A 20,130-nucleotide genomic window follows, 5' to 3' on the forward strand; every position below is an offset into this window, starting at 1 on the left:
TTAAGGCTCAGTTGTTAATGCATTTGAATTTGAATTCTTTGATTAAAATTATTATTTCCTCTATCTTTTGGGCTATTATGCTCAAAACGATAACGCATATTACCTGAAACATTAACATCTTGAAAAATTTCATCTAAAGGCGCAGAATTTGACACGCTTATAAGCCCTAATAAAAATATAAAAAATGCCATAAAAATATTTTTCATTATAAAGCCTTTGTAAAAATATGATACAATTATAGTCTTTTTAAATAACTACAAAATGAAATTTTTAGGAAAAATATGAATTTTTTACAAAACTTAGCTCTTTCTTACTCACATAAAGCCATGCAAAAATCTTTAGAGAATGGTTTTGATGTGAAACTTTTAAAAGAAGGACAAGAAAAAAAAGTTAATCCAAAAAAATCTTATATGCTCTATGCTCATATACCATTTTGCCATACTTTTTGTCCATATTGTAGTTTTCATAAGTATTATTATAGTGAAGATTTAGCAAAAAGATATTTTGAAAGCTTAAGAGAAGAAATCAAACAAATCAAAGACAAAGGATTTGATTTTACTTCTATGTATGTGGGTGGTGGTACTACTTTGATCAACGAAGAAGAACTTGCTAAAACTTTAGAACTTTGCAAAAAATTATTTAATATTAAAGAAATTTCTTGCGAGAGCGATCCTAATCATATCGAACCTAAAAAGCTAGAAATGTTTAAAGGGCTTATAGATCGTTTAAGTTGTGGTATACAAAGTTTTGATGATGATACTTTAAAAAAAGTAGCAAGATATCATAAATTTGGTTCAAGCAAAGAGCTTCAAGAAAAGCTTTCTAAAGCTATAGGTGTGCTTCCTATTATGAGTCTTGATTTGATTTTTAACTTTCCTTCTCAAACTAAAGAGCAATTACTCAATGATTTAGAAATAGCCAAAAATTTAAAACCTCAACAAATCACAACTTATCCTTTAATGAAATCAAACCTCACAAAAGATAATATCGCAAAAACTCTAGGAGTAAGTTTTAAAGATAATGAATTTGAGTTTTATAAAATCATTATAGATTTTTTCAAAGATTATGAAAGAAATAATGCATGGTCATTTTCTTTAGAAAAAAGTAGCTTTAATGATGAGTATGTAAGTAGCCATCATGAGTATTTAGGCTTGGGAAGTGGGGCTTTTAGCTTTTTAGATGGAGAGCTTTTAATCAATGCTTTTAATTTAAATGATTATTCTAAACTCATCAAAGAAAAGCAAAATGCAAATATTGCTAAAGCTAATTTTGGTAAAAAAGAAATCATCAAATATGTCTTTTTAACTGAAATGTTTGCAGGTAAAATCGAGATTGATAAATTTAACAAAACTTTAGATTGCAATTTAGAAAAAGATCTTTTCATAGAACTTTTAGGTCTTAAGCTAAGTAAAGCTATAAAAAAAGAAAATAATACTTTATACACAAGTGAATTTGGGCGTTATTTGTTTATGGTATTAATGAAAGATTTTTACACCGGTATGGATTTAGTGCGTGCTGTATTTAGAGATAATAAACGCTTACAAGATAAAGAACACATTAATATCATGCAAGAAAATGTTGATCCACTTGATTTTAAAAGTATGGAGTTTAAAGGATAAAAAGCCTTTAAAGGCTTTTTACTAAAATGGTCTTACCACCATCATAATAGCAATAATTATAAATAATATCGTTGGAATTTCATTATAAGCTCTAAAAAATTTCCCACTCTTTTTGCAAGTATCATTTTGAAGTTGTTTTAAATAATAATAATTTTGCAAATGATAAATAATCAAAAGCAAAGCACAGGTTAATTTAGCATGCATAAATCCTGATCCAACCATCAAAACTTTATTTACATGCAACATCAAACTTCCACTTATTAAAGTTACTATCATCGCAGGAGTTTGGATATAAAAATACAATTTTCTTTCTTGAATTTTTACCACTTCTACAAAGCCTTTATTATCTTTATGCTCTGTATGATAGACAAAAAGTCTTGGTAAATAAAACAATCCAGCCATCCAAGAAACAAAAGCTAAATAATGCACCATTTTAATCCACAAATACCAGTCAGTTAAAAAATCTAACATTTTTCTCCTTTTTTATTAAAAATTTCTTTTATTAAAATCAAAGCTACACTAATGTTTATCATCACATCAGCTAAATTAAACACAGCAAATTCAAACCACTTATGCCAAAATACAAAATCCACCACACCTATATGCACAAAGCGATCAAGTAAATTTGAACACCCAGCAGATAGCATAATAGCAAAAGCGATCAAATGTGTTTTAAAAAATTCTTTTTGATAAAGCAAATACGCAAACAAAGCCAAAATAAAAACAAGTTGTATGTATTTTAAATACTCTCCTAAAAATGCAAACATTGAAAAGGCTACACCAGTATTATAGGTTAAAACTAAATCAAAAAATTCACCCTTATACTCAAGCCCTTGCAAAAACAAATACTTACTTACTTGATCTAGTATAAAAACTAAAGCAAAAACAAGCCAAAATTTTAAAGATAAAATTTTAAGCATTCAATGCTTTCATAAAAAAGCTTTCAACAGCTTTCATTTCTTTTTCTAAAAGCTTAATATCTTTTGCTTCAAGTAATAAGCGTATTAAATTTTCTGTACCTGAATACCTAAACAAACTAGCAATTCCTTTTTTTTCTAAATCTTTTTTCAACTCTTCTAAGCCTGCAAGCTTACTTAAGTCTTTTTTCTCTGAAATTTTAAGATTATGCAAAAGCTGTGGGTAAGGTTTAACTTGATTTAAAATTTCACTTGCACTTTTTGCTTCACTTAGCATTAAAGCACTAAATTGTAAAGCAGCTACCAAACCATCTCCAGTTTTTGCATAATCACTAAAAATAATATGCCCACTCTGCTCACCACCAAAATTTCCACCGCATTCTTTGAGTTTTTCAAGTACATATTTATCGCCTACATTGCAAGTTTCATGTGTGATTTTATGTTTAGTTAAAAACTCTTTTAAAGCACCATTGCTCATTATAGTGCTAACTACACTTGATTTTAACTTGCCTTGTTTTTTTAAAAATAAAGCTAAAACACCCAAAAGACTATCTCCATGAGCTACTTCGCCTTTTTCATCCACAACAACCAAACGATCCGCATCCCCATCAAAAGCAAAACCCACATCTGCTCTAAATTTCTTTACCTCTAAAGCTAAATTTAAAGGATGTAAAGCCCCGCAATTTTCATTGATATTTAAACCATTTGGCTTATCATTGATCACAATCACATCTGCACCAAGTTCTTTAAAAACCGTAGGTGCTACCTTATAAGAAGCTCCATGAGCCACATCTAACACAACGCGTAAAGACTTTAAAGTCAACTCTTTAGGAAAAGAATTTTTTATAGAAACAATATATCTTCCTATCACATCATCAATTCTTTTTGCTTGACCAATTTGTGATTTTGTTGTTCTTGCTTCTTCTATGAGTTTATCATTAAAATAAATTTCTTCTATTTTTGCTTCTGCTTGCTCATCAAGTTTATTTCCATGTGCATCAAAAAATTTAATGCCATTATCATAGTAAGGATTGTGTGAGGCTGATATCATAATCCCTGCATCACAACGCATATCTTCAGTTAAAAACGCAATAGCAGGTGTTGGCATAGGGCCTATTTCTATAACATTATAACCTATAGAAGTAAGTCCTGAAACGATAGCATTTTCTATCATATAACCACTTCTTCTTGTATCTTTTCCTACTAAGATATTGTTTGTAAGGGCTTTGTCTTTAAAATAAATTCCAGCAGCCATAGCCAAACGCATTGCTAAAAATGAATCCAAAAACTCCCCCGCTTTACCGCGTACTCCATCTGTTCCAAAAAGTTTCATTTTTTTACCTTTGATTTTAAATAGTGCAATTATAAGTAAAAAAGTTAAGTAATGTATAAATGTGAGAATTTTATAAGCATTAGTTAGTAATAAAAATATATAATTTTTAAAATTTCACTTAAGGAAAATGAATGAAAAAAATCATCGCAGGGGTTGTAGTAGTAATTTTACTAGTTATAGGGTTTTTTACCTCAGCTTCTTATATTAACTCAATCAATGAAAAAATCTTTGCACAAATGAGTCAAGATACAGCATATTATAATGTTGAAGATACTAATTACACTAAAGGACTTTTAAATTCCAAAGGAAGTTTTATAGCTACACTTAATGATTTACCTTATAGTTTTAAAGTGAATGTGGATTTTTCCAATAATTTTTTTGCAAGTAATAATGCTATCGTTTCTATTTTAAATGAAAATGAAGACTTAAAAGGCATTTTTCCAAACGAAGAAATCTTTAAAATCTTAGTTAGCGTCAAAGGTGGTGACATTAACATCAATGCAAAAATAAATGATATTAATTTCACACGCAATGATACAAATTTAGTTTTAAATAATACATCATTTAAGATTATAGGTTCTGATGAATTTGTAAAAAATATGGAACTTAATCTAGGTTATGTTTTATTAGAACAACTATCTCATAAAGAAAAATTAGAAGCAAAAAATATCAAAATTTCTGAATTTCCTATACAAAAATTAAGTTTTAATGATATCTTTAGTCCTAGTAGAAATAGTGAGCAAAATATAAGCATTGATAGTGCTAGTTTTATAAGTTCTATTGCTTTTGACTTTGATAAATTAAAAATTTTTGCAAAAACAGCTCAAAATACTCAAAACGATTATGATAGTGTTTTAAAACTAGATTTAGCTAAATTTAATCTTGCAAATGAAAACTTTATGCTAAATAATATTAATTTAGATATGAATTTTAATAATCTTTCTAAAAAAGCTTATGATAGCTTAATGCAAAATTCAAACACTGATATTTTTTCTATGATGCTTTTGGCAAGTCAGTTTTTAAAAGCAAACCCACAAATCATCTTAAATAATCTAAGTTTTGAAAAAGAAGGTAAAAAATTTGACGCAAATGGGCAAACTATTTTCACTGAAAACAATATAAAATCACAATTTCATGCAAACACAGAAATTCTTCCTAGTCAAATTTGGCCTGATTTTGCAAATTTTGATACTTATTTCGTAGATAATAATGGCTCTTATATGCTTGATTTTATCTATGATGATTCTAATAAAAGTGATGTTACAACTATCATTAATGGTGAAAGACTTACCATAAATCCACAATGACAAATTTAAGCTTAACTTTTCGTCCTAAAACTTTAGATGAGGTTTTAGGACAAGAAAATTTAGTAGAAATTTTTAAAAAATTCATACAAGTTTCAAAACTCCCTCATAGTGTATTTTTTGGCCCAGCAGGTTGCGGGAAGACTTCTTTTGCAAGAGCAATAGCGTATGAGTATAAACTTGATTTTTATGAGTTTGATGGAGGGAATTTTAAACTTGAAGAACTTAGAAAAATACTAAGTAATTATGAAAATTCTTTATATAAACCTTTGATATTTATTGATGAGGTACATAGGCTTTCAAAAACCCAGCAAGAAATGCTTTTAATCCCTTTGGAAAATCAAAAATGCCTTTTCATAGGCGCAAGCACTGAAAACCCCTACTTTACTTTAACTTCAGGCATAAGAAGCAGAAGTATGCTTTTTGAATTTAAAGGTTTAGAGTATAAAGACTTAGAAAAACTTGCCACAAAAGTGCAAGAAAAACTCCAATGTAAAATCGATGATGATGCTAAAGACTTTTTAATCACTTCTAGTGCAAATGATGCAAGAAGCTTTTTAAATTTATGTGAGTTTGCTTTGGCTTTAGATAGCACTCATATCACACTTGAAACTTTAAAAAAATTAAGAGCAAATGTTTTAAGCGATGGCACTTCAAGCAAAGATACACACTATAGACTAGCTAGTTCTATGATAAAAAGTTTAAGAGGAAGTGATGTGGATGCGAGTTTGTATTATCTTGCGAGGTTGATCGATGGGGGTGAAAGTGCGGATTTCATCGCTAGAAGATTAGTGATATTTGCAAGTGAAGATATCTCAAATGCAAACCCACAAGCACTTAATCTAGCCACAAGCACACTCATAGCAGTAAAAAACATAGGCTATCCTGAAGCTAGGATCATCTTAGCTCAATGTGTAGTATTTTTAGCAAGTTCGCCTAAGTCAAACTCAAGCTATCTTGCTATAAATGAAGCACTAAATTATGTACAAAATAATCCTGCATTAAAAATACTTCCTTATCTTGATAATAATAACCCACAAAGAAAAAACTACCTTTATCCGCATGATTTTGGAGGATGGGTTAAGCAAAGATACCTAGAAAAAGATTTGAAATTTTATCATAGCAAAGGCATAGGTTTTGAAGCACAGCTAGATTTATGGCTAAATGATATGAAAAAAATTAAAAAGTGATTTTAAGCACAATGTAAAAATATTTTTATATAATTTTCATTTTTTGGTTCCGTAGCTCAGTTGGTAGAGCACCACCTTGACATGGTGGTGGTCGTTGGTTCAAGTCCAATCGGAGCCACCATTTTTTATTTCTTTCGATTTCTTTAATTTCCAAAAAATGCTTTCAAAATGCTATATATAAACAAACTAAATGATCTTTGATTTCAATTAATTTCTTTTGTGTTATAATTATTTTCAATTAATTAAGGTCATTATTAGGGTTCTTAAAACCTAATAGGGTTCTTTAAAGGAAAATAATGGCAAACATAGCAAAACAAAGCTTACAAGATAAAGATATTAGAAATTTAAAACCTAGTGATAAACGATACAAAAAAGCTGTAGGTAATCCAAAAGAGCTTTATGTTTTTGTATATCCTAGTGGCCAAAAAACTTTTAGTATTAAAATTAATGACAAATACACAAAACTTAAAGAATTTAGAGAAGGAATTTATAGTGTAGCTGAAGCTAGAAAAGAAGCTATTCAGTTTTTAAAAGAATTTGAAAAATGTAAAGATATACGATTACTAAAAAATGGAAATGATAAATATAAGTTTAAAAACTTATTTATTCTTTATATAGATCAAAAACAAAAAAAATGTCTTAGCGATAGCTATGTTAAAAAAATTATACAAATGGTAGAAAAATATCTCATGCCAAGTTTAGGAAATTTAGATGTAAAAAACATAAAATATAGTGATTTATTATCTATATTTAATGCTATTTATAATCCAAATAATCCTTATACAAGTAGGTTAGAAACCATACACCGTTTAATCAATCATGTTCAGGGTATTTTTAGAATAGCCTTAAAAGATAGATATATTGATTTTGATCCTAGCGATGGCTTAAAAGATAACTTTGCTTCCCCTAAAAGATTTCAAAACAACCATAATATAGATACAAGATACCCTGCCTTAATTCAATCAGAAGATTTAAAAGAATTTATTCAAGATCTAAAGCAAGATAATAGAATGGAAAAACAAACAAAAAGGGCTTTGTATTTACAAATTCTTAGTATCAATAGACCTTTTAACACTGCTAGTGTAAAATGGGCTAATATTGATTTTGAAAAACAAATTTGGACTATACCAGCAAATGAAACAAAAACAAAAATTGCACATGAAATTCCACTTACAAAAACAATGATTAAGGTATTAAAAGAGCAATTTTTATTTAGCGGAGAAATTAGCGATTTTGTTTTTCCTGCACAAACCATACAAGGACATATTAATAGAGATAGCATAGGTAAAGCCATTAAAAATTTAGGAGGTAAAAATAAATGGCATAAGCGAGCTAGTTCTCATGGTTTTAGAGCTACATTTAGAACTATTTGCTCTCAACATAAGGCGGAGCTATTAAAATTAAATATTAGCGAAGAAGTTATTGAAAGTGTTTTAGCACATAAAGAACTTAATCAAATAAAATTTTCTTATGAAAGAGAAAAAGCAACCATCATTCAAAAAAGAAAACTTTTACAATGGTATGATGATTATTTAAATAATTTAGAATTTTTAGGAATATAAATATATTAATTTTATTTCTCATAATTATTTTTATACTCTTTTTAATTTCATTAAAAAGAGTATAAAACCTTATATTACAAAACTTGAAATAGATTATAAAATTTTCTTTTTACTTTCTGTAGGAAAATTATCCATAAAATCAAATTTTTTAGATTATCAAATTTTTAGAATGTTTAATATAATTTTTTAATATTCAATACTTCTTTACCTTATAAAAGCTTTCCTAACTCATTGTAAATAAGCCCTTTATTCATTTCTATTCTTTAGTAAATAAATCATACTTCAAAATAAAATTTACCTTTTATAATTGCTAAAATGTCTACACAATCACTAAATTCGCTATTATAAAATTTTATTTCTTCTCCACTCATAGTTTTAAGTATTATTTTATCAAACTCATGAAAATATTGAACTATAAGAATATTTTCTTTGTAATTAATGATGATTTTATCTCCATTTTCAGCATTTTTATTACTTGATACAACTAAAATATCACCATTTTTTGCATAAGGCTCTAATTCATTATGTTTTACTTTTAAAAAACACAAATCAAAATATCCCATACCATCAAATAAATGATTTAAAAATAATGATTTTATATTAAATGTTTCTAAATATTTTCCATCTATATAGTTTTTAACTCCATCACATATAGCACAAATACTTTCTTCTATTTTCTTAAATTCAAGTTTTTTACTTATATCTATATTGTATTTTTTAAAGGCCTCACTTAGCGTCATATCAGAATCAAAGTATTCAAACCCTATCCCTGTTGCTTGCAAAATTTTCCATTTTGCACCTTGAGTAATGGAATTTACATTGTTTTCATAAGAATTGATACTACCTTTCGTAATACCTACTTTTTCTCCAAATTCTCTTTGGCTTAATCCGTAAGCATTACGCAAATCTCTTAATTTTTCACCTATCGTTTTCATAAAATATATTCTACAATAAAATAATTTTAAAGAAAATAAAAAAATTTAATGATAATTATTGACAATTTTTAGAAAATAAATTATTATTTTATGAAAATATAAAGGATAGTACATGCAAATTATAGAACCAAAAAACAAAAATTTTTTAACCCCTAAGCAATTAGAATGCGAATTTGGAATTAGTCTTAGTAAACAATATAAAATGCGTATGCAAAAAAATCAAAATCAAGCTAACTCCTTGCCTTTTATTAAATTAGGAAAAACAATTCTATATAAAAGAAGTGAGATTGAAATATGGCTAGATAAAAACATGGTCAAAGGGAATTTATGAATTCTATAAAGAGCAACAAGCTACTACTTGATATTGTTTTTGAAAAGAATTTCAAGCAAGTAAATATAGAAAAACTAGAAAACATTGATTTTGAATGGCTGATAGATAGTTTTCTTGTAAAACAGTCTTTAGTAATGTTTTATGCTAGTGCAGGAAGTGGTAAGAGTTATTTTATGTTATATTTAAGTAAATATCTACTTGATAATAACAAAGTAGATCGTATATTTTATTTTGATGGCGATAATAATGAAAGAATATTGAAAGAACGAAAAGGAAGTGAATTTTTAAAAAGTTCAAATTTTTATTATTTTTTTTCTAACAATACAAATAAGTTTAGTCTTTTTAGAGATTTAAAAAAAGCTAAAGATTTAAAAAACACATTAATTGTAATTGATAGTATTAGAAATTTTATTCAAGATGATTTTAATAAAGACTTTACAATGATTAAGGTTTTTGATGAATTGCAAAAAATAAGAGATAATGGAGCTACTATTATTTTTCTGCATCATCAACCAAAGCAAAAACCAGATGAAAATAATAAAGCCTACAAAGGTGCAACAACTTTTTTAGATAGTGTGGATGAAGGATATTTTTTACATAAAAAAGATATTAAAACAGACGAAGAGTTTGTCATTCTTTTAGAGCCTCAAAAAAGAAGATTTGCTACAAAATCTCAGGCATTTAAAATAAACACATTAAATTTAGAATTTGAATTTGTGGATTATTTAGAATTCGCAGAAAATCATAAAACACAAATTACCCTTAATCTCGTTAAAGAAATTCTTAATGAAAACAAAAATGGTATTTGTCAGCAAGATTTAGCAAGTAAAATCAAAAAGAAAATTGAACAAGATTATGTAGAAATAGTAGGTAGAAATGCTTTATGGAAACTGCTAGATAAATATAAAAACATTTATTGGAGTATTTTTTATGAAGCGCAAGAAAAAGGTGGAAAGAAGAAAATTTTTAAGACGCTATAGACATAATATATATTTTAATTATGATCTATAAATTAAAATATACAAAAAAAGAAATTTATAAATAAAATCTTCAAATTAATCTGTCGCTATATGGCAAAGACTTTATAAATTTTTCTATAAAATCAAAATCTGGTACAAATCCATTTTTTGAAAATTTGTGTTCATTGTCTATAAAAGGTCTTGAATTATCAATCTTCTTTATTGGCAATTTAATGTAAAAATCCTTATTGTAATGTGTATTTAATTCTCTTCCAAAAGCAACATATTTTGTTTTACATTCATATCTTATTAATGTTGATATAAAAAGTTTAACATAAATTGACATCAATTCTTTTTCTTGCAATATTGCTACATTTTGTGCAGTATAGAAGGGCTCTTTTTGAATATAACACGAACCTAAAAAACTTCCTCCCAAAGACAATGTTATTAAACCCGGTTTTAATGGCTGAATTACTTTTCCATTCTTATCATAAGCAACATCAACAACATCAACGACTCCATTGTTTTTACTATCTCTTGATACAAAATTAACTGTTGGTTTAAATTTTGTCGTTGATGAATAATCAATTCCATTTCCCATATAGCAATAAAATAAATCCTTTATATAAAATTTCTGCCATTCATATATTTGCAAATCGATTAGAAGATTTTCCTTTATATGCGTTGTAATATTTCCACTTTTTAAAGTTTTAATATATTTTTCCATAAAATCAAAATCTGGTTCTATACTATCTTTTGTTTTTACAGGAAGAGGAATAATTGTATTCCAAACTTTATTATTTTTAGGCTTAGAACCATAAGTGTATCTTATTTGCTCCTTTTGTAAAATAGAACAAATAAATATTGCGATTTCTTTATTTAACCACTTTGCAACTAAAACTTCAACATCTGTAGAAACAGCAATAGGTTCATCATGATAAAAGCAATCAAAACATTTACCATTTGTAGATACAGTTATACATTTTTGAGTAAAAGGTTCTACATCACAAAATGTTGAACAACCATTTTCATCTGAACTTGAAGAAATAAAAGCTATATTTCCTTTTTTCTTTGGTATAGAGGAATGTTTTTTTATACTTGCCTTTTGAAAAATATCCGCTACTTTAAATTTTTTCCATTCTTTAATATTTAATTCCATTATTATTCTTTTACAAAATTATTTTTTACAAGATACGATAAATAGTTATTAAGTGTAATTTGAAAATCTTTTTTTGATAATGTACTATAATCAATATCCATGTATGCTTCTGCAAACCATTCATCATCAGCACCTACTTTTTGCATAACAGATAAACCTGCAACTTCTTTCTTATTGCGATATAAATCAAGCCATTTCTTTTCAATTTTTTGCCATAATGGTATGCCATCGCTATCTAATTTTTCAACCCTTCCAAGTCCTTTTCTTTTTTCCAATCCATCATCTCTAAAATAACCAAAAAATGTTTTTTTGTCAGATTTGCTGTGTTTTTGTGATAAATCAAAAATCATGCAACAGACAATAGCATTTGCACCTGGATAAAAAATATCTATTGGTAATGAAAAAACTGCATCTAGTGTATAATTATCTAACATCTTTTTTTTGAATTTTGCAATTTCACCTTTATCTCCTTTTGCAACCTGCATAGGCAACAACACAGCTAATTTGCAAGGTTTTGATACATGTCTTGCAATCCACTCAACAAAATGAAGTCCTTTTGTAGGATCTTCATCTTTGGCTTTTGTTCCTTTCTTGCTCTTCCAAGTTTTTACATATTCAGGTGAACAACTTTTGCGGGTAGCGTTATAAGGAGGATTCATCAAAATTGCATTTATATTTGCATCTTGTATCCATTTTGCTTTATCAAACATTGAACTTAAAACAATATTTGAATTACCATCTCCATGAATTAACATATTTGTAGTGGCCAAACCAAATGCTGTTTCCTCTACTTCAATACCATAAACTTGCCTTTCTTTGGCTTTTTCTCTTTCTTCTTCAGTATCACAATCATCCATTATATCAGTCATTGCTCTAACCAAAAATGCTCCACTACCACAGCAAGGATCCAAAACTCGAGAATTTTTATTTATACCTATTGCTTTACTCATAAAAGAGCAGATATGATCTGGTGTAAAAGCCTGATTTTTATCATCTTTTCCTACAAATTTATTAAAAGTTGTAAAAAATAAATTTAACAAATCTTGTCCCGCTGTATTTTTATCATTTATATGTGGTAAAATTTCATTTTCAATAAAGCTTAGAATCTCTTTTAACTCATCGTAGCTTAAATCTAAAACAAATTGGTCTTCTAAAACCTTTCTGTTTAAAATAGCAAGCTTTTCTGCTTTATTTAAATTTTTTACAAGCAAACCTTCTAAAATTGATTTTATATCATTAATAATTATTTCTTTTTTTGAAATAGTTTTACCATTTTCAATTAATTTATCTTTTACTCCTTTATAAACTAAACCATTTTTCAAAGCCAACAAACAAGTTCCTACAAATTGGCTTCTTAGTTTTTCCCGTATACCATAACTATGAAGCTTTTCATTTAACTTCTTTGTAGAATTTATTACTTTGTTTTTATTATTTACCTTTCCAAAATAAATATTTTCATAATATTCAAAATCTTTAATTATTTTTTCGTCTACTATTCTATGAATATCGTCTATAATAACTGAACCGCCATACCAAACCCACACATCTTCACCTTCTGTTTCAGCTAAAATTGCAACAATTTTATTTTCGCTATATTCTTTTTCATATCTAACATAAGCAGAAAGTTGTTCTTGATATTGTTTCATATCCTTTAAAGAAAAATTCTTTTTTGTTTCAACTAAAATTGTAAGTCTATCATTTGCAAATCTCATATCTAAATTTTTATATTTTCTAGTTTCATTGCTATTTTGATAATCTTTTATATTTTTACCAATACTTTTTAATGCTTTAGAATAACTAAATTCGTCTGCTTCCAAATTACTTGTAAAAAAAATTTTTCCTATTTTTTCAATAATATCATTTCTTTTCATAATTTTATATTTCCTTTTATATATTACATATCAATTTTTTACACGATTAATATTAAGAGTTTTGTTTTTTGTAATTTTTATCTAAATATATTTTTTTATTTTATCAATCCACATTAGTGTTTAATCATAAAATTGTAACAAATAGAAGATCGAAAATCAATAATGAACTTTGAACTTAGATATATCTAGATAAATATAATATTATGAAATAAATATTTATATTAATTTAAAATAACCTCACGTGCTATAAAATATAAAGTTAAGACAACTAGTAATCTTGCTTCATACAATATCATTCTAAAAAACTACTGAGCCTCGCAGAGAATATTTTGCTATTTACTAAAAAAATGGTGTCATTTTTTGGAGTAAATAGCTATCCTGCTTTTACTAAAATTTTCATCTTAATTTTTATATTTATAAGACAAAATATTTTATACTTGTAATTAAATAAAAATCAAAAAAGGAATGTTATGAATTTTAATTATCCAAATATAAAAAGACTAGAATCTATTTTAAATGAAACATCATTTCATCAAATTTATAATTTATGGATAAATAAACAAATTTCTCACTATGCTTTAAAAATATTAGAAAGATGGGCTGAAAATTATCCAAATACAATCAAAACTTTAGGAATGTCAGATCTAATGACTTTGGTATTACCACAGGAAAAAATGGAAATTGAAATTTTATCTAGTGCAAATTCAAAAAAACAAATAGAAAATGGTTTAACTACTATGGAAATATTACAAGAAGCAGAAATAGATTTGAACTATTATATAAAAACAAATCCTCAACTTTATTCTCCACTTTTTCAAGAAACCATGCAAGAAGATAAAGTACAAAAACTAGAAAAAAATATTAACGATGACTACTGGAAATTACAAACACAAATCATGGATTTACAACATGAAATAAAAAATTTAAATTAGTTAGTAATTTAGAACTATCAATAAATCACAGAATGCATAAATACTTAAAAAGTATGTATTGTAATTAATATAATACTACTATAAAATGTAGCTTTATTCTATTTTTATAAAAATTAAAAAGAGAATAAAAAGAACCAAAAAGAAAAATAAAAAATTTTCTTATTAAATTATCAGGATAAAAAGTTATAATAATCTCATCAGAGGAGGATAGTGGCGGAATGAGACCCTCTCCTTTGATTAACCTGCATTAAAAATTCTACAAATAGCTTTACTTTAAAATTTTGGCTTATTTTTTAATCTTCTTATTAAAATAAGAAGATATAATTTTATTAGAGGGGGATAGTGGCGTATTCGAGTGACCCTCCCCTTTTTATATTTTAAATAGGGTTCTTTTTGGGGTTCTTTAAAAAATATAAAAAACTGCAAATATCTAAAAATAAGCCTTTATAAATATTAGTTAAAACTCAATCGGACCACCATTTTTTATTTCTTTCGATTTCTCTTATTTAAAGCACAGATTTAAAACTATTTATAAGATTTTTATTGATGATTTTATATAATATATTATAAATAAAAATAAAAGGAAAGCATCATGAATCAAAGTCAATTCCAACCCATTATCAACTTCATATGGAGTGTGGCAGATGATTTACTTCGTGATGTTTATGTAAAGGGCAAATACCGCGATATTATTTTACCTATGACGATTATAAGAAGAGTAGATGCAGTTTTAGAACCTACAAAAGATAAAGTTCTCGAAACTTACGACACTTATAAAGATAAATTTGAAAATTTAGATTTTATACTAGGTGGAAAACAAGGAAATAACCTAGGCTTTTCTAATTATTCTAAATTTAGCCTACAAACCCTTCTAAATGATCCAAAAAATATCAGAATAAATTTTGAAAATTATTTGGATTGTTTTAGTGAAAATATCAAAGATATCATCTCAAAATTCAAATTCAAAAACCAACTTGACACCCTAGAAGAATCAAACATACTTTTTGGAGTGATAGAGAGATTTTGCTCACCTAGGGTAAATTTTGGCATAGAAGATATCTTAGATGAAAAAGGAAATGTTATCCACAAAGGCTTAAGCAACCTTGGCATGGGGTATGTTTTTGAAGAGCTCATTCGTAAATTCAACGAAGAAAACAACGAAGAAGCCGGAGAGCATTTTACTCCAAGAGAGATCATAGAGCTTATGACCCACCTTGTATTTTTACCCGTAAAAGAACAGATCAAAAAAGGGACATGGCTTATTTATGATAATGCTTGCGGAAGCGGTGGAATGCTCACAGAGTCAAAAGAATTCATCACAGATCCTGATGGCCTTATACAATCAAAAGCAAACATCTATCTTTACGGACAAGAAATCAACCCCGAAACCTACGCCATATGCAAAGCAGATATGCTAATAAAAGGCGAAGATCCAGATCATATAAATTTGGCTCCACTTTAAGCAATGATCAACAAGATAAAAAATTTGATTTCATGCTTAGCAATCCACCTTATGGCAAGTCTTGGGAAAATGATCAAAAAATTCTAGGCATAGAAAAGAAAGGTTCAAATTCAACTTGTACTGATTCAAGATTTAGCGTAGGTATCACAAGCAAAAGTGATGGGCAAATGATGTTTTTGCTCAATATGCTTAGCAAGATGAAAACAGATACCCCTTTAGGCTCTCGCATCGCAAGCGTACATAATGGCTCATCACTTTTTAACTCAGATAGTGGCATGGTAGCCATAAGAAAACACATCATAGAAAAAGACTATCTTGAAGCTATAGTCGCTCTACCTACAAATATGTTTTACAATACAGGAATTCCTACTTTCATATGGATCATCACCAACAAAAAGCCAGAAATAAAAAAAGGCAAAGTCCAGCTTATAAACGCTACAAGCGAAGAGTATTTTTCAAAAATGAAAAAGTCTTTAGGCTCTAAACAAAATCAAATGACAAAAGAACATATAGAAAAAATCACTAAGTTATTTTTAGAAAATGTTCCTAACAAAGACTGCAAAATTTATGACAATGAAGACTTTGGCTATATTAAAATCACCATAGAAAAACCAAAAAGTATAGAAGTTTTAAAAGATGATGAAAAATTTGCAAAATTCAAAGACAAAGACAAAATCTTAGAAAAATTACAAGAATTAGAGCAAAACCCGCAAGATTTTGAAGATAGAAACGAATTCATAAGCTTTTTAGATGTAAAACTCAAAAAAAGCGAAGAAAACTTCATCATCGATAGTGACAAAACCAACAACACCGAAAAAATCCCACTCAAAACAAACATACAAAGCTACTACGACACAGAAGTAAAACCCTATGTGAAAAATTCTTGGATAGCTTGGGATAGTGCCAGTGTAGGTTATGAAATACTTTTTAACAAATACTTTTATACCTATACTCCACCAAGAAAACTAGAAGAAATAAACAGCGAATTAGAAAAGCTAGAAAAAGAAGTACAAGATCTTTTAAAAGAGATCATGCAATGAAAAATTTCAAAGATAGTGGTATAGAATGGCTTGGGGAAATTCCGCAGCATTGGGAAATTAAACCATTAAAAGCAGTTTTTAATCAAAGAAATGAACAAAATACAAATTTGAAATTACACACTATTCTTTCTTTAATTAAAGATATCGGTGTAGTTCCTTATGAAGAAAAAGGCAATATAGGTAATAAATCAAAAGAAGATTTGCAAAGCTATAAAATTGCAAGAATTAATGATTTAGTATTAAACAAAATGAATGCCGTAATTGGTTCTTTAGGAGTTTCTGCATATAATGGTTTAGTTAGTCCTATTTATTTGGTTTTTTATATAAATAGTCCAAAATATTTAATGAGTTATTATTCTTATTTATTTCAAATTAAAAATGTACAAAAATTTTTAAAAATATATGCTTATGGCATTATGGAAATTAGAGAAAGTATAGATTATTTAGATTTTAAAAAAATGTCTTTGCCTGTCCCACCACTAAAAGAACAAGAACAAATCGCAAATTTTTTAGATGAAAAATGTGAGCAGATAGCAAATTTCATAGAGAAAAAAGAAAAACTCATTAGCCTTTTAAAAGAACAAAAGCAAGCCTTGATAAACGAAACCATCACAAAAGGACTTGATAAAAATGTAAATTTCAAAGATAGTGGCATAGAATATCTTGGCGAAATTCCACAGCATTGGGAAATAAAAAAGCTTAAAATGCTTTTTATACTTGGCAACGGATTAAATATAACTAAAGCAGATTTTGTTTCTTATGGAATACCTTGTGTTAGTTATGGTGAAATTCATTCTAAATACCCTTGTCGTCTTAATGCCACTATCCATACATTGCCATTTGTGAGCAAAACACATCTTGCAGATAAACCACAATCACTTTTACAAAAAGGAGATTTTGTCTTTGCAGATACTTCTGAAGATATAGAAGGTTCAGGAAATTTTACAAGCATTCAATCCGATAGACCGATTTTTGCAGGATATCACACAATAACTTTGAAATCTAAAGGCAAGATCAATTCTTTGTATTTTTCATTTTTATTTGATTCTATATTTACAAGAAATCAAATAAGAAAAGAAGTTTGCGGAGTAAAGGTTTTTAGTATCACAAAATCTATTTTAAAAGAAGTGCAGTGTCTTATCCCTTCATTAAAAGAACAAGAACAAATCGCAAATTTTTTAGATGAAAAATGTAAAAAAATAGATTTATTGATAGAAAAAACCGAAAAACAAATAAAACTCATAAAAGAATACAAAACCACACTCATAAACCAAGCCGTATGCGGTAGGATTAATTTATAAAAGGAGAAAAGATGATTACCAAAATTTCTATGAAAAATGTAGCGAGTTATAAAGATGAAACAACTCTAGAAACAAATAAACGCATTAATTTGATTTATGGTTTAAATGGAGCAGGAAAAACGCAAATTTCTAAATTTTTAGCAAATCAAAATGATGAAAACTTTAAAGATTGTAAAATAGAAGGTTTAAGCAATAAGCAACAAATTTTAGTTTATAATCAAGATTTTATTGAAAAAAACTTTTATGATACAGACAAACAGCAAGGAATTTTTACACTATCTGAAGAAAATACAAGCATAAAACAAGAAATTGAAAATTTACAAAAAGAATTAATAAAATTAAAATCTAACCAAGATGAAAATGAAAGAAAATTAAAAGAAAAGCAAAAAGATATAATAAAAATAGAAAATGATTTTAAAGATGATATTTGGAAAATCAAGCAAAATCATAGTGATAATTTTAAAGATTTTTTTGAAGGAAAAATGGGAAGCAAAGATAGTTTTCTTGATTTTATAAATCCGAAAATAAAAGAATTTTTAACTCTTGATACAATAAATCAAAATATAAATTTAGAAGAATTAAAGAAACAATATAGCATTCTTACTGACACAACACAAATTAAATTAGAAAATATCAATGAAATTTCAAATATAGAATTTAAAAATATAGAAAATAACTTAATATTTAATGAAATAATAGTAGGTAATCAAGATAGTATTATCGCAGATTTAATTAATAAGCTAGGAAATGAAGATTGGGTAAAAGATGGTTTTGATAAGTATGTTTTACAAGATTCTCAAGCTTGTCCTTTTTGTCAAAAAGATACAATCACTCAAGAATTTAAAAGCTATTTAGAGGATTATTTTGATAAAACATATGAAGAAAGAATAAAAGAATTGGAAAAATTAAATGATGAATATCAAAATTTATTTTCAAATATACCAAGTATAGAAACTTTTTATAGAAGAGATATTTTAGATAATGAAGATTTGGAATTTGAAAAATTATATTTTCAAGTAAAATTAAAACTTGAAAAAAATATTAGAAAAATTCAAGAAAAGATTAAAGAACCTAGCAAAAAAATAGAATTAGAAAAAACCAAAGAACTATTTCAAAATTTAAATAATTATCTTAAACAAATACAGCAAAAAATCATAGAATTTAATAGCAAGTTAGAAAATCCAGAAGACGAACGAGAAAAACTAGAAAAACAATTTTGGGAATTTGCGATTTTTGAAAAAAAAGAGATTATAGAAAAATACAACAAAAATAAAAAGGAACAGGAAATAAACAAAGGAGTTTTAGATAAAGAAAATCAAACTATCAAAGATAGCATACAACATATAGAAAATACCATAAAAGAAAAACAAAAAGAGGTAATTAATATCCAAGAAGCAGTTGATAAAATAAATAACTATTTAAAAGATTTAGGAATTTTAAGTTTTTATATCAAAGTTCAAGATGATGAAAAACAAGAATACATTATCGTAAGAGAAGGAGAAAATAAACCTAGTTTTAAAACCTTAAGCGAAGGTGAAAAAACTTTAATTTCATTTTTGTATTTTTTACAGCTCTGTCAAGGCAAAAAAGAAAAAGATGAAGCAATTTTAGATAAAATTATCGTGATTGATGATCCTATTTCTAGCCTTTCTTTTAATTATGTTTATAATATAGCTCAACTCATTAAAGAAATATTTTTACGCAATAAAGATAGCAACTATAAACAAATTTTTGTTTTAACACACCATTTGTATTTTTTTAAGGAATTAATAGGATTTAAAGAAGATTATAAAAAAGATATTTACACTTTTAGAATTGGAAAAAATGAAAATTATATATCTCATATCGATACAATGAAAGAAGATGAAATTTTAAATGACTATCAAGCTTATTGGCAAATTTTGAAAGATTATAAAGAAGGTAAAATTCATGTTATATTAATTCCTAATACTATGAGAAATATTTTAGAATATTTTATTGGTTTTATCCAAAAAAATAAAATTGATATAATAAAAAACATAGAAAATGAAGATAAAGAAAAGAAATTTGAACCTTTTTGTCGGTATATCAATAGAGAATCTCATTCTTTTATGGGTAATATGTCAGATGCAAAAGAAATTGATATCGATATGTTTTTTGAAGCATTTAAAAAAGTATTTGAATATTTGGGACATCTTGAACATTATGACATAATGATGAAAAAAGGAAACTAGCA

16 protein-coding genes, 1 tRNA gene and 1 pseudogene are annotated in these 20,130 nt (G+C 26.8%); 11 read left to right on the forward strand and 7 right to left on the reverse strand.

Features of this window, described 5'->3' with window-relative positions; all coding sequences use genetic code 11:
• Positions 1–14: 14 nt before the first annotated feature.
• On the reverse strand, positions 15–206 hold the full coding sequence (locus L8X28_RS01145; RefSeq protein WP_263665283.1) for a mini-MOMP protein: 192 nt from the start codon (positions 204–206) through the stop codon (positions 15–17).
• Between the two features lie 75 nt (positions 207–281).
• On the opposite strand from L8X28_RS01145, the gene L8X28_RS01150 reads away from it, so the two are divergent.
• Positions 282–1,619, forward strand: a complete 1,338-nt coding sequence (locus L8X28_RS01150) for a coproporphyrinogen III oxidase family protein (protein ID WP_263665284.1) — start codon at positions 282–284, stop codon at positions 1,617–1,619.
• Positions 1,620–1,640: 21 nt separating this feature from the next.
• Here the strand turns inward: L8X28_RS01150 and hemJ are convergent, their stop codons facing one another.
• Genes hemJ through glmM form a run of 3 tightly spaced genes read right to left on the reverse strand, consistent with a single transcriptional unit; the run spans position 1,641 to position 3,869 of the window.
• Positions 1,641–2,090, reverse strand: coding sequence for a protoporphyrinogen oxidase HemJ (hemJ, locus tag L8X28_RS01155; RefSeq protein ID WP_039629243.1), 450 nt, complete (start codon positions 2,088–2,090; stop codon positions 1,641–1,643).
• The gene (lspA, locus tag L8X28_RS01160; RefSeq protein WP_263659237.1) at positions 2,084–2,539 is read right to left on the reverse strand and encodes a signal peptidase II; all 456 of its coding nucleotides are present in this window, start codon (positions 2,537–2,539) and stop codon (positions 2,084–2,086) included. Before lspA ends, hemJ begins: the two co-directional genes overlap by 7 nt.
• Positions 2,532–3,869 (reverse strand): phosphoglucosamine mutase, encoded by a 1,338-nt coding sequence (gene glmM / locus L8X28_RS01165; RefSeq protein WP_039629248.1) that lies wholly within the window; start codon positions 3,867–3,869, stop codon positions 2,532–2,534. The genes lspA and glmM overlap by 8 nt, the downstream gene beginning before the upstream one ends.
• Before the next feature lie 131 nt (positions 3,870–4,000).
• Between glmM and L8X28_RS01170 the strand changes: the two genes are divergently transcribed.
• The 4 genes from L8X28_RS01170 to L8X28_RS01185 all read left to right on the forward strand — a co-directional run bounded on the left by L8X28_RS01170 (position 4,001) and on the right by L8X28_RS01185 (position 7,925).
• A complete protein-coding gene (locus tag L8X28_RS01170) occupies positions 4,001–5,176 on the forward strand; it encodes a DUF945 family protein (RefSeq protein ID WP_220566946.1) in 1,176 nt (391 codons plus the stop codon).
• Positions 5,173–6,363: a replication-associated recombination protein A gene (locus L8X28_RS01175; RefSeq protein WP_263661890.1), complete on the forward strand. Its 1,191-nt coding sequence runs from the start codon at positions 5,173–5,175 to the stop codon at positions 6,361–6,363. The genes L8X28_RS01170 and L8X28_RS01175 overlap by 4 nt, the downstream gene beginning before the upstream one ends.
• Positions 6,364–6,408: 45 nt before the next feature.
• Positions 6,409–6,484: transfer RNA gene (locus L8X28_RS01180), tRNA-Val, on the forward strand.
• A 175-nt stretch (positions 6,485–6,659) separates the two neighbouring features.
• Complete coding sequence (locus L8X28_RS01185) at positions 6,660–7,925, forward strand: tyrosine-type recombinase/integrase (protein ID WP_039668989.1); 1,266 nt, start codon at positions 6,660–6,662, stop codon at positions 7,923–7,925.
• Between the two features lie 275 nt (positions 7,926–8,200).
• On the opposite strand, the gene L8X28_RS01190 is transcribed toward L8X28_RS01185, so the two are convergent.
• On the reverse strand, positions 8,201–8,860 hold the full coding sequence (locus tag L8X28_RS01190; RefSeq protein WP_002871903.1) for a helix-turn-helix domain-containing protein: 660 nt from the start codon (positions 8,858–8,860) through the stop codon (positions 8,201–8,203).
• 112 nt (positions 8,861–8,972) lie between these two features.
• Here L8X28_RS01190 and L8X28_RS01195 point away from each other — a divergent pair, with 112 nt between their 5' ends.
• Positions 8,973–9,191, forward strand: a complete 219-nt coding sequence (locus tag L8X28_RS01195) for a helix-turn-helix domain-containing protein (protein ID WP_002871904.1) — start codon at positions 8,973–8,975, stop codon at positions 9,189–9,191.
• Complete coding sequence (locus tag L8X28_RS01200; protein ID WP_263665286.1) at positions 9,188–10,171, forward strand: helicase RepA family protein; 984 nt, start codon at positions 9,188–9,190, stop codon at positions 10,169–10,171. Before L8X28_RS01195 ends, L8X28_RS01200 begins: the two co-directional genes overlap by 4 nt.
• 70 nt (positions 10,172–10,241) lie before the next feature.
• On the opposite strand, the gene L8X28_RS01205 is transcribed toward L8X28_RS01200, so the two are convergent.
• Both L8X28_RS01205 and L8X28_RS01210 read right to left on the reverse strand, forming a co-directional pair.
• Positions 10,242–11,309: a restriction endonuclease subunit S gene (locus L8X28_RS01205; protein ID WP_257936091.1), complete on the reverse strand. Its 1,068-nt coding sequence runs from the start codon at positions 11,307–11,309 to the stop codon at positions 10,242–10,244.
• Positions 11,310–11,311: 2 nt separating this feature from the next.
• Positions 11,312–13,180 (reverse strand): class I SAM-dependent DNA methyltransferase, encoded by a 1,869-nt coding sequence (locus tag L8X28_RS01210; RefSeq protein WP_257936092.1) that lies wholly within the window; start codon positions 13,178–13,180, stop codon positions 11,312–11,314.
• Positions 13,181–13,650: 470 nt separating this feature from the next.
• Here L8X28_RS01210 and L8X28_RS01215 point away from each other — a divergent pair, with 470 nt between their 5' ends.
• The 4 genes and pseudogenes from L8X28_RS01215 (at position 13,651) to L8X28_RS01230 (ending at position 20,128) form a co-directional block, all read left to right on the forward strand.
• Positions 13,651–14,112: a hypothetical protein gene (locus L8X28_RS01215; protein WP_263665287.1), complete on the forward strand. Its 462-nt coding sequence runs from the start codon at positions 13,651–13,653 to the stop codon at positions 14,110–14,112.
• Positions 14,113–14,704: 592 nt separating this feature from the next.
• A pseudogene (locus L8X28_RS01220) lies at positions 14,705–16,614 on the forward strand (type I restriction-modification system subunit M).
• The gene (locus tag L8X28_RS01225; protein ID WP_263665288.1) at positions 16,611–17,915 is read left to right on the forward strand and encodes a restriction endonuclease subunit S; all 1,305 of its coding nucleotides are present in this window, start codon (positions 16,611–16,613) and stop codon (positions 17,913–17,915) included. Before L8X28_RS01220 ends, L8X28_RS01225 begins: the two are co-directional and overlap by 4 nt.
• Positions 17,916–17,926: 11 nt before the next feature.
• Entirely contained in the window at positions 17,927–20,128 is a 2,202-nt protein-coding gene (locus L8X28_RS01230) for an AAA family ATPase (protein ID WP_263665289.1), read from the forward strand.
• Positions 20,129–20,130 lie beyond the last annotated feature (2 nt).

The sequence above is a fragment of the Campylobacter sp. CNRCH_2016_0050h genome (genome assembly GCF_025772605.1).
Classification (GTDB): domain Bacteria; phylum Campylobacterota; class Campylobacteria; order Campylobacterales; family Campylobacteraceae; genus Campylobacter_D; species Campylobacter_D lari_D.

What these genes read in the sequence shown, in the direction of transcription:
- L8X28_RS01145 (WP_263665283.1), bottom strand. Translation starts at nt 206, where the DNA reads ATGAAAAATATTTTTATGGCATTTTTTATATTTTTATTAGGGCTTATA.
- L8X28_RS01150 (WP_263665284.1), top strand. Translation starts at nt 282, where the DNA reads ATGAATTTTTTACAAAACTTAGCTCTTTCTTACTCACATAAAGCCATG.
- hemJ (WP_039629243.1), bottom strand. Translation starts at nt 2,090, where the DNA reads ATGTTAGATTTTTTAACTGACTGGTATTTGTGGATTAAAATGGTGCAT.
- lspA (WP_263659237.1), bottom strand. Translation starts at nt 2,539, where the DNA reads ATGCTTAAAATTTTATCTTTAAAATTTTGGCTTGTTTTTGCTTTAGTT.
- glmM (WP_039629248.1), bottom strand. Translation starts at nt 3,869, where the DNA reads ATGAAACTTTTTGGAACAGATGGAGTACGCGGTAAAGCGGGGGAGTTT.
- L8X28_RS01170 (WP_220566946.1), top strand. Translation starts at nt 4,001, where the DNA reads ATGAAAAAAATCATCGCAGGGGTTGTAGTAGTAATTTTACTAGTTATA.
- L8X28_RS01175 (WP_263661890.1), top strand. Translation starts at nt 5,173, where the DNA reads ATGACAAATTTAAGCTTAACTTTTCGTCCTAAAACTTTAGATGAGGTT.
- L8X28_RS01185 (WP_039668989.1), top strand. Translation starts at nt 6,660, where the DNA reads ATGGCAAACATAGCAAAACAAAGCTTACAAGATAAAGATATTAGAAAT.
- L8X28_RS01190 (WP_002871903.1), bottom strand. Translation starts at nt 8,860, where the DNA reads ATGAAAACGATAGGTGAAAAATTAAGAGATTTGCGTAATGCTTACGGA.
- L8X28_RS01195 (WP_002871904.1), top strand. Translation starts at nt 8,973, where the DNA reads ATGCAAATTATAGAACCAAAAAACAAAAATTTTTTAACCCCTAAGCAA.
- L8X28_RS01200 (WP_263665286.1), top strand. Translation starts at nt 9,188, where the DNA reads ATGAATTCTATAAAGAGCAACAAGCTACTACTTGATATTGTTTTTGAA.
- L8X28_RS01205 (WP_257936091.1), bottom strand. Translation starts at nt 11,309, where the DNA reads ATGGAATTAAATATTAAAGAATGGAAAAAATTTAAAGTAGCGGATATT.
- L8X28_RS01210 (WP_257936092.1), bottom strand. Translation starts at nt 13,180, where the DNA reads ATGAAAAGAAATGATATTATTGAAAAAATAGGAAAAATTTTTTTTACA.
- L8X28_RS01215 (WP_263665287.1), top strand. Translation starts at nt 13,651, where the DNA reads ATGAATTTTAATTATCCAAATATAAAAAGACTAGAATCTATTTTAAAT.
- L8X28_RS01225 (WP_263665288.1), top strand. Translation starts at nt 16,611, where the DNA reads ATGAAAAATTTCAAAGATAGTGGTATAGAATGGCTTGGGGAAATTCCG.
- L8X28_RS01230 (WP_263665289.1), top strand. Translation starts at nt 17,927, where the DNA reads ATGATTACCAAAATTTCTATGAAAAATGTAGCGAGTTATAAAGATGAA.